This is a genomic window from uncultured Sphingomonas sp., assembly GCF_964235535.1.
Classification (GTDB): Bacteria; Pseudomonadota; Alphaproteobacteria; order Sphingomonadales; family Sphingomonadaceae; genus Sphingomonas.
Genome location: NZ_CAXSBH010000011.1, coordinates 63,351 through 72,739, shown reverse-complemented (window position 1 = coordinate 72,739; position 9,389 = coordinate 63,351). Strand labels below are relative to the sequence as shown.

Genomic DNA, 9,389 nt, shown 5'->3' with positions numbered 1-9,389 from the left:
GCCTGACGCACCCATACGCCACCCGCCGAGCGTTCTTGGCGTCAACTTTGTTCAACTTCCGCAGCCGGAGCCCCGCTCATGATCACCGTCCACCATCTCGAAAACTCCCGCTCGCAACGCGTGCTCTGGATGCTGGAGGAGCTCGGCCTCCCCTATGAGATCAAGCGCTACGAGCGGAACAAGGCGACCATGCTCGCCCCGCCCGAGCTGAAGGCCGTCCACCCGCTGGGCAAGTCCCCGATCATCGATCACGACGGTCGCATCATCGCCGAGACGGGCGCGATTGCAGAGTACCTCGTCGAGCTCGCCGACGGCCGCCTCGGTGCTCCGCCGCACCGCGACGCCGCGCTCCGCTATCGCTTCTTCCTCCATTATGCCGAGGGGTCAATGATGCCGCCGCTGCTCCTCAACCTGGTGCTCAGCCGCATCCCCCTGTTCGGCAAGCGCATCGTCAAGCGCATCCAGCCGATGATCGACATCCATCTCGATTACGTCGAAGCCGAGCTCGCCCAGCGCCCCTGGTTCGCGGGCGACACGATGACTGCCGCCGACATCATGATGAGCTTCCCCCTCGAAGCCGCCCGCGCCCGCGGCGGCCTGGACGCGAGCCGCCCCCACACGATCGCCTGGCTCGACAAGATCCACGCCCGCCCGGCTTACCAGACCGCGCTCGCGAAAGGCGGACCCTACGCTTACGCTTGACCCCACCTCCCTCCGTCACCCCGGACTTGTTCCGGGGTCCATCGGTGTACGAACCCAGACGCTTGATCCCGCGCAACGATGGACCCCGGAACAAGTCCGGGGTGACGGGGAGGGGATGGCCGACCTATCGGAACGCGTCGGTTTCAGCCTCGACCGGGTGCGTAGGCGATACCGGCCCTCCATCCACCACCGGCTGCGGCGCATCCAGCCCGCCCTCCCACTTCGCGACCACCGCCGCCGCGACCGCGTTGCCGATCACGTTGGTCGCAGTCCGCCCCATATCCAGAAAATGGTCGATCGCCAGGATCAGCAGCAGCCCGCCCTCGGGTATCTTGAACAACGGCAGGGTCGCCGCGATCACCACCAGCGAGGCCCTGGGCACCGCCGCGATCCCCTTCGACGAGATCATCAGGAACAGCAGCATCGCCACCTGTGTCCCCAGCGGCAGGTCGATCCCGTAGGCCTGCGCGATGAACAACGACGCGAACGTCATGTACATCATCGACCCGTCTAGGTTGAAAGAGTACCCCAGCGGCAGCACGAAGCTGGCGATCCGCGGCGGCACCCCGAACCGATCGAGCGCCTCCAGCATCCGCGGGTAGGCCGCCTCCGACGACGCGGTCGAGAACGCCACCAGCATCGGCTCGCGCACATGTCGCACCAGCTCGGTGATCCGCGCCCCCAGGAACAGGAAACCCGCCCCCAGCAGCACCGCCCACAGCACCGCCAGCGCGATGTAGAAGCTCCCCATGAACCAGGCGAGCTGCCCGATCACGCCTGGCCCGCGTTCGGTCAGCGTCGCCGCCACCGCGCAAAACACCGCGATCGGCGCGACCCGCATCACGTAGTCGGTGATCTTCAGCATCACCGCCACCAGCCCGTCGACCGCCCGCACCAGCGGCTGGGCCGGCGCACCCACCGCCGTGATCGCCACGCCCACGAAGATCGAGAAGACGACGATCTGCAATATCTCGTTGGTCGCCATCGCGTCGATCATCGATGTCGGCACGATATGCGTCAGGAACTTCTCGAACGAGAACGCCGCCGTCTCCACGCCCGACACGGCCGTCGCGGGCGGCAGCTCCAGGTTCAAGCTCGCACCCGGCTGCATGATGTTGACCAGCAGCAACCCCAGCCCCAGCGACACCAGCGTCGCCGCCAGGAACCACGCCACCGCGCGCCCGCCGACCCGCCCCAGCGCCGCCGTGTTGCCCATCTGCGCGATCCCCTGCACCAGCGTCGCGAACACCAGCGGCGCGATGATCATCTTGATCAGCCGCAGGAACATCGTGCTGCCGTAGCTGAAGGCCTTGGCGATCCCCTTCAGCCGCTCGGCGGCCTGCGGCGATCCATCATTGAGCGACAGGTGGATCGCCAGCCCCGTGATGATGCCGAGCACCAGCCCGATCAGGATGTAATAGGTCAGCCGCTTGGCCATTACGCGCTTTCGAGCAGGGGAGGGAACCCGCCGCACGGAACGGGATTGCGGCCGCTCGGTCAAGCACCGTAACGTGCCGCCCATGCTGACCACCCGCCGCCAAGCCGTCGCAGCTGCCGCGCTCGCACCGTTCGCCCCCGCAATCCTGCGCGCCGCCGAACCGGACCTGACCGCGCTCCGCGACATTACGACCGGCGTGAAACCGATCGACCCCGCCGAGCGCGCCCGCCGCCTCTCCCGCGCCCAGGCGCTGATGCGCGCCGACGGCATCGGCGGGGTCCTGATCGAACCGGGCGCGAGCCTCACCTACTTCACCGGCATTCGCTGGGGCCGCAGCGAGCGCCTCACCGCCGTCGTTCTCCCCGCCGAGGGCGAGCCGCTGATCGTCACGCCCTTCTTCGAGGAGCCGAGCATCCGCGAGACGCTTGGGCTACCCGCGACCGTCCGCGTCTGGCAGGAGCACGACGACCCGCTCCGCCTCGTCGCGGCCTTCCTCACCGAACGCGGCCTCGCCGCCCGCCCGATCGGTATCGAGGAGACCGTCCGCGCCTTCGCCACCGACGGCCTCCGCCGCGCCCTCCCGGACGTATGGCTCGTCTCCGCCAACCCCGTCGTCCGCACCTGTCGCACCATCAAGACCCCCGCCGAGATCGCGCTTATGCAGGCCGCGAGCGACGTCACGGTCGCCGCCTACCGCTGGACCTGGCCGCGCATAGAGGCGGGCATGGCCGGCGCGGACATCGGCGCGCTCATGAACGCCGCCACGCGCAAGCTCGGCGGCGAGCCGCTGTTCGCGCTCGTATTGGTCGGGGAAGGCTCCGCCTACCCGCACGGGACGAAGAAAGTGCAGCGCGTCGCCCCCGGCCAGGTCGTGCTGATGGATTGCGGCTGCTCGGTCGAGGGCTACCAGTCCGACATCTCGCGCACCGGCGTCTTCGGCCGCGCGACGCCCGAGGTCGCGCGCGTCTGGAACCACATGGCGCGCGGCCAGCAGCTCGCCTTCGCGACCGCAAAGCCAGGCACTCCGGCAGGCCAAGTCGACGACGCGGTCCGGCATTTCTACGCGCAACAGGGTTACGGCCCCGACTACAAGCTCCCCGGCCTGCCGCATCGCACGGGCCACGGCATCGGTATGGACGGTCACGAGCCGGTAAATCTCGTCCGCGGCGAGACGACCCCGCTCGCACCCGGCATGTGCTTCTCCAACGAACCCGGCCTCTACCTCCCCGGCAAGTTCGGCATCCGCCTGGAGGACTGCTTCCACATGACGCCCAGCGGCCCGAAATACTTCAGCGAACCCCCGCGCTCGATAGAGCAGCCCGTCTAACAAGTCGCAGGCCTGAAACATTCATTCGCCACGCTACGCTTCGAGGTCTCGCGATGCTATTCCCGATCCTGCTCGTCGCTGCGGCAGAGCCCTGCACGGCGGGTGATCCGACTCCCGCCGCGCTGCTTCAGCGATGCCGCGACGCAGCGCTGGCGGGAGACCTCGACGCGCAGTTGGCCATTGCGGCGGTATCGCTACACCCGCGGTCGAAGTCGCGTGACCCGGTCCTGGCGCGCCGGCTGCTGACTGCGGCGGCGGAACGCGGCCGAGCCGATGCGGCACTCACATTGGGCCAGATCTATTGGAATGGCGACGGTACGCCCAAGGACAATGCGGCTGCGGCGCGCTGGTGGCGAGACGCTGATGCGGGCGGCCAGAAGCAGGCCGCGCTGTTGCTCGGCAACGAAACGTTCGTCCGCTTGATCCGTACCGCCCCCTCGCCTGAACGGGTCGACCGGGCGACGTTGGCGGAGGCGATCGGCTGGTTTGAGAAAGCGCGCATCGAGGACCCGGCATCATCGGGCCGCGCACAGGCGGAAGAACGCCTACGCATGTTGCGGGAATTCAAATCGAAGTTGGAGGCCATGACGCGGCCGTGATGTCGAGGGCGCGTGACGGCGCTTGCATCGCTTGAGGGCCGGGCACGTCTCCCCTAAGCCGCCACACATGACCTCGACCAACGACATCCGCCGTTCCTTCCTCGACTTCTTCGCCAGCGCCGGACACCAAGTCGTCCCCTCCGCGCCGCTCGTCCCGCAGAACGACCCGACGCTGATGTTCGTCAACGCGGGTATGGTGCCATTCAAGAACGTCTTCACCGGCCTCGAATCCCGGCCCTACGCTACCGCGACCTCGTCGCAAAAGTGTGTCCGCGCCGGCGGCAAGCACAACGATCTCGACAATGTCGGCTACACCGCGCGCCACCACACCTTCTTCGAGATGCTCGGCAACTTCTCCTTCGGCGCATACTTCAAGGAACAGGCGATCAAGCATGCCTGGACGCTGCTCACGCGCGAATGGAGCTTGGATCCCGACCGGCTCACCGTCACCGTCTACCACACCGACGACGAGGCCGCCGCGCTCTGGCGCAGGATCGCCGGACTGCCCGACCACCGCATCATCCGCATCCCGACAAGCGATAATTTCTGGGCTATGGGCGACAGCGGCCCGTGCGGCCCGTGTTCCGAGATCTTCTACGATCACGGCGACCACATCCCCGGCGGCCCCCCGGGCAGCCCCGACGAGGACGGAGACCGCTTCGTCGAGGTCTGGAACCTCGTCTTCATGCAGTTCACGCAGGAAGACAGCAAGATCGTCGGCGATCTTCCCAGGCCGTCGATCGACACCGGCATGGGGCTGGAACGCGTCGCCGCCGTCCTGCAGGGCGTCACCGATAATTACGACACCGACACCTTCCGGGCGCTGATCGCTGCCTCGACCGAGCTGACGGGCACGAACGCGGACGACGCGGACAAGGCCAGCCACCGCGTCATCGCCGACCATCTCCGCGCGGCGGGGTTCCTCGTGGCTGACGGCGTGCTGCCCGCCAACGAGGGGCGAGGCTACGTCCTGCGCCGCATCATGCGTCGCGCGATGCGCCATGCTCACCTGCTAGGGGCCGCCGAGCCGCTCATGCACCACCTGGTGCCGTCACTCGTTGCCGAGATGGGTGCTGCCTATCCCGAACTCGTCCGCGCCCAGCCGCTGATCGAGGCGACGTTGCAGCAAGAGGAGACCCGCTTCCGCCAGACGCTGGACCGCGGCCTGAAGCTGCTCGACGAGGCGACCGCATCGATGAAACCGGGAGACACGCTCGCCGGCGACACCGCCTTTCGCCTCTACGACACTTTCGGCTTCCCCTACGACCTGACCGAGGACGCTCTCCGCGCGCAAGGACTCCAGGTCGACCGCATCGGCTTCGACGCCGCCATGGCCGAACAGAAGCGCGCCGCCCGCGCTGCCTGGCGCGGTTCAGGCGCAAAGGCGTCCGATGATCTATGGTTCGACATCGTAGAGGAGGCCGGCGCGACCGAATTCACCGGCTATGCGGCTGAGGAAGGCGAGGGCGCGGTCGTCGCCATCATCGACGATGGTGCACGGGTCGACCGTGCGGTCGCGGGCAGCGAGGTGATGGTGGTCACCAACCAAACGCCCTTCTATGCCGAAAGCGGCGGCCAAGTCGGCGACTCAGGTGAACTGAACGCCGACAATGGTTTGCAGGCCATCGTAACCGACACGTCGAAGCAGCTCGGCCGTCTCTACGTGCATCACGCCCGTGTCTACCAAGGCGAGATCGCGATCGGGGACGCGGTGAAGCTCCGCGTCGACCGTGCGCGCCGCGCCGCGATCCGCGGCAACCACTCGGCCACCCACCTGCTCCACGCTGCCCTCCGCGACCGGCTCGGTACGCATGTCGCACAGAAGGGCTCGCTGGTCGCGCCCGAGCGGCTTCGCTTCGATGTCTCGCACCCGAGCGCGATGTCGCCCGCCGACCTCGCGGAGGTCGAAGCCGACGTGAACGCGCAGGTCCGCGCCAACACGCCCGTATCCACGCGCCTTATGACCCCCGACCAAGCAATTGCCGAAGGTGCCATGGCGCTATTCGGCGAGAAATACGGCGATGAGGTCCGTGTCGTATCGATGGGAACGGGCGCATCGGCAGGAGAGGGGGGCCGCTACTCGGTCGAGCTGTGCGGCGGTACGCACGTGTCGGCGCTCGGCGACATCGGCCTGTTCAAGCTGGTCGGCGAGTCGGCCGTCTCCTCCGGCGTACGCCGGGTCGAGGCGCTGACCGGCGAGGCCGCGCGAGCCTATCTTAACGGCCGGGACGAGAAGCTCCGCGAAGCCGCCGCTACGCTGAAATCCACCCCCGACGAGGTGCCTGCGCGAGTGGCGGCGCTCCTCGACGACCGCCGCCGGCTCGAGCGGGAACTCGCCGACGCCAAGCGCGCCCTCGCGCTCGGCGGTGGCACCACCGGCCAAGCTGCGGGTCCCGAACAAGTCGCCGGCATCGGCTTCATCGGCCAGGTGCTGGACGGCTTCGAAGCCAAAGGGCTGCGCGGAGCCGTCGACGACGCCAAGGCGCGGCTCGGATCGGGAGTGGCCGTGCTGGTAGCCACCAGCGATGGCCGGGCCTCGGTCGCGGTCGGCGTCACCGCCGACTTGGTCGATCGGTTCAATGCGGTGGAATTGCTCCGCCGCGCCGTGACGACGCTCGGTGGGCAGGGCGGGGGTGGGCGTCCGGACATGGCGCAGGGCGGCGGTCCCGACGCGGAGCGAGCCGAAGACGCGGTGGGATCGATCCGTGCGATGCTGGAACAGACGCAGGCGGCATGAACGGGGAGGTCGGGAAGTACACCATAACCGAATAGGCGAGCCGGCCGATGGCCGACCCGCCACATTCGGATCAGCGCGGCTTGCGACGCGTCCTCGTGGTAGTCGTCTTCTTTGCGGTCGTAGTCGTTTTCGCTACTCCGGTCGCAGCGGCTCCTGCTGCCGCGGCTCCCGTCGCCTCCGTCGAGGTCGCCTCCGAACTAGCGGCGGACCCGCGCGCCTCCATGACCGCGGCGTCGAGCTGCGCGGCCGTCATACCGATCACCGGACCGTTCGCGCCCATGCCGAACCCGCTCATCGGCAGCTGCACGTCGCCTTTGGTCGTGGTCAGCGTTACGAATTGCGCATCGGCCGACTTGACCGTCCCGACCACCGCCCCGGCCGATCCGCGCACCGTCGCGCCCGGCATCAACTGCGCCTGGAGCTGCTGCTGAGCGCCCGCTTGGGCCTGCTTCGCCGCCGCTACCACCTCCGCGCGGGTGATCGAGATCCGCAAACCCTGCGGCCCCGATCCGATCGACGCGGGGGGCAGGCTGACCTTGGAGCCATCGACATTCACGACCACCGCTTGCGGCGTGACCTGATCGACCGTCCCGACCACCGCGCCGGCGGAGTCGTAGATGGTCGCGCCTGCGACCGGTGTCGCCGTAGCAGCTGATGTCGCGGGTGCCGCCGGAGCCGTCTGAGCTTGCGAGGCTGCCGGGCTGAATAGGGCGGCGGCCAGCGCCACGCGTGCGGAAAATATCATAATTTTACTCCTTACGATTGCGTTATGAAAACGAGATATCTCCCGTTCGGGTTCCCGCACGATGCTCAGCCTACCTCGCCACGGCCTCGTACCCGCCGGATGCGCGGCTCGCGTTCCAGCGCCGCGTCGCGCCGGATCGCCTGGCGCAGCTCGTCGCGCTTCTCGTGGATCGACGCGATCACCGGGCCCATCGCCACTCCCAAATCGACGAGCACCGCCTCCGACAATTGGAGCGAACTCTCCAACGTCTCCGGAACCGCGTCGGTTACGCCCGCCCGGTACAGTTCGGCCGCGTGATCCGCATCCCGCGCGCGCGCGATGATCGGCAGGTCGGGTAGGAGCGCGCGCACCTGACGCGTCACGCGCGCGGTCAGGACGGGATCGTCCATCGTCAGGATCAGCGCCCGCGCGGACGTCAGGTTCATCCGTTCGATCAGCTCGATCCGCGAGGCGTCGCCGAACAGCATCGGGTAACCGGCGCGCCGCCCGTCGGCGACCGCGTCGATGTCCGCCTCGACCGCGACGAACGGCTGCGCGTGCGCCTGGAGCATGTCGGCGACCATGCGGCCGACCCGGCCGAACCCGATGATGACCGTGCCGGGGCCGTCCGGTCCGATCGACGTCTCACCCGGCTCGCTCCGAGCTTCCATGGCCCGCGACGCTGCGCGCCCCGCCTTGGCGAGCAACGGCGTCAGCGTCAGCCCCAGCGCCGTCACCGTCTGCCAGAAACCCGCAGTCGACGGCAGGATCAACCCCGCACCGAGCGCCGCGGCCAGGACGATCAGTGTCGTCTCGGACGGGCTTCCCATCAACAGGCCGATCTCCGCCGCGACGCTCCGCCGCACGTTCGCGACGCGCAGCAGCAAGAACGTCACGACCGCCTTGACCACGACCACCCCGGCTAGCGCCCCAAGCAGCGCCGCCCAGTTCGCCGCGATCGACCGCAAGTCGAGGCTCATGCCCACCGTCAGCAGAAACACGCCGAGCGCCAGCCCCTTGAACGGCGCGATCACCAGTTCGACCTCGGATCGGTACTCCGTTTCGGCGATCAGCAACCCCGCCACCAGCGCTCCCACGATCGGCGACAGCCCCGCCGCCGTCGTCGCCACGCTGGCGAAGATCACCACCAGCAGCGACGCCGCCAGAAACAGCTCGGGGCTCTTGGTCCGCGCCGCCTGCGCGAATAGCGGCGGCAGCAGGACCCGCCCCGCCAGGAAGATCGCGACTACCGTCGCTCCGCCCCGCATCGCAACGCCCGCCGCGACGTCCCAGCCGCCGGACCCGCTCGGAGCCATCGCACCCAGCGCGAAGATGATCGGAACCAGTGCCAGGTCCTCAAACAACAGGATCGCGAACGCCCTGCGCCCGACCGCCCCGGTCGTCCCCGACAGCGGCAGCACCAGCGCCGTCGATGATAGGGCCAGCGCCAGCCCAAGCCCGACCGCCCCCGGCCAGTCCTGCCCCAGCACATGCAGCGCCACCCCGATGATCGCCGCCGCCGCCAACAGCTCGGCCGCGCCCGTCCCGAACACCTGGGCCCGCATCGTCCACAATCGCCGGAAACTCAGCTCCAACCCGATCGTGAACAACAGCAGGATGATCCCGAACTCGGCGAACGGCTCGATCGACCCAGGGTCGGAGATCGTGATGTAATACAGCCAGGGAAGCTGCCCCACCCACGCGCCCAGCCCGGACGGCCCGACCAGCAGCCCGACAAGGATGAACCCGATCACGGGGCTCACCTTGAAGCGCGCAAAGGCGGGGATGACCAGCCCCGCCGCCGCCAGGATCACCAGCGCATCGCTGACGCCCTCATTCTGGATCTCGATCGCCACCGCCGG

At 68.5% G+C, this 9,389-nt stretch carries 7 protein-coding genes; 4 read left to right on the top strand and 3 right to left on the bottom strand.

What is annotated here, in order from left to right:
- Nucleotides 1-78 precede the first annotated feature (78 nt).
- Nucleotides 79-702 carry a glutathione S-transferase family protein gene (locus ACFE7F_RS05745; protein WP_375402886.1) on the top strand — a complete coding sequence of 208 codons (624 nt, stop codon included), beginning with the start codon at nucleotides 79-81 and terminating at the stop codon, nucleotides 700-702.
- Between the two features lie 124 nt (nucleotides 703-826).
- Here ACFE7F_RS05745 and ACFE7F_RS05740 read toward each other — a convergent pair whose 3' ends face one another.
- Nucleotides 827-2,140 (bottom strand): dicarboxylate/amino acid:cation symporter, encoded by a 1,314-nt coding sequence (locus ACFE7F_RS05740; protein ID WP_375402885.1) that lies wholly within the window; start codon nucleotides 2,138-2,140, stop codon nucleotides 827-829.
- 82 nt (nucleotides 2,141-2,222) lie between these two features.
- Between ACFE7F_RS05740 and ACFE7F_RS05735 the strand changes: the two genes are divergently transcribed.
- From ACFE7F_RS05735 to alaS, 3 genes are all read left to right on the top strand, one after another.
- Complete coding sequence (locus ACFE7F_RS05735) at nucleotides 2,223-3,467, top strand: M24 family metallopeptidase (protein WP_375402884.1); 1,245 nt, start codon at nucleotides 2,223-2,225, stop codon at nucleotides 3,465-3,467.
- A gap of 53 nt (nucleotides 3,468-3,520) precedes the next feature.
- Nucleotides 3,521-4,066, top strand: coding sequence for a hypothetical protein (locus tag ACFE7F_RS05730; RefSeq protein WP_375402883.1), 546 nt, complete (start codon nucleotides 3,521-3,523; stop codon nucleotides 4,064-4,066).
- A 67-nt stretch (nucleotides 4,067-4,133) separates the two neighbouring features.
- Nucleotides 4,134-6,803 (top strand): alanine--tRNA ligase, encoded by a 2,670-nt coding sequence (alaS, locus tag ACFE7F_RS05725; RefSeq protein WP_375402882.1) that lies wholly within the window; start codon nucleotides 4,134-4,136, stop codon nucleotides 6,801-6,803.
- 70 nt (nucleotides 6,804-6,873) lie between these two features.
- On the opposite strand, the gene ACFE7F_RS05720 is transcribed toward alaS, so the two are convergent.
- Together ACFE7F_RS05720 and ACFE7F_RS05715 are read right to left on the bottom strand one after the other, a co-directional pair.
- Nucleotides 6,874-7,548, bottom strand: a complete 675-nt coding sequence (locus ACFE7F_RS05720) for a hypothetical protein (protein WP_375402881.1) — start codon at nucleotides 7,546-7,548, stop codon at nucleotides 6,874-6,876.
- A gap of 65 nt (nucleotides 7,549-7,613) precedes the next feature.
- On the bottom strand, nucleotides 7,614-9,383 hold the full coding sequence (locus tag ACFE7F_RS05715) for a cation:proton antiporter (RefSeq protein ID WP_375402880.1): 1,770 nt from the start codon (nucleotides 9,381-9,383) through the stop codon (nucleotides 7,614-7,616).
- Between the last annotated feature and the right edge of the window lie 6 nt (nucleotides 9,384-9,389).

Excerpts from the sequence above, each read along its gene's own strand:
- ACFE7F_RS05730 (WP_375402883.1), top strand. The coding sequence starts at position 3,521 with ATGCTATTCCCGATCCTGCTCGTCGCTGCGGCAGAGCCCTGCACGGCG.
- ACFE7F_RS05720 (WP_375402881.1), bottom strand. The coding sequence starts at position 7,548 with ATGATATTTTCCGCACGCGTGGCGCTGGCCGCCGCCCTATTCAGCCCG.
- ACFE7F_RS05740 (WP_375402885.1), bottom strand. The coding sequence starts at position 2,140 with ATGGCCAAGCGGCTGACCTATTACATCCTGATCGGGCTGGTGCTCGGC.
- ACFE7F_RS05745 (WP_375402886.1), top strand. The coding sequence starts at position 79 with ATGATCACCGTCCACCATCTCGAAAACTCCCGCTCGCAACGCGTGCTC.
- ACFE7F_RS05735 (WP_375402884.1), top strand. The coding sequence starts at position 2,223 with ATGCTGACCACCCGCCGCCAAGCCGTCGCAGCTGCCGCGCTCGCACCG.
- alaS (WP_375402882.1), top strand. The coding sequence starts at position 4,134 with ATGACCTCGACCAACGACATCCGCCGTTCCTTCCTCGACTTCTTCGCC.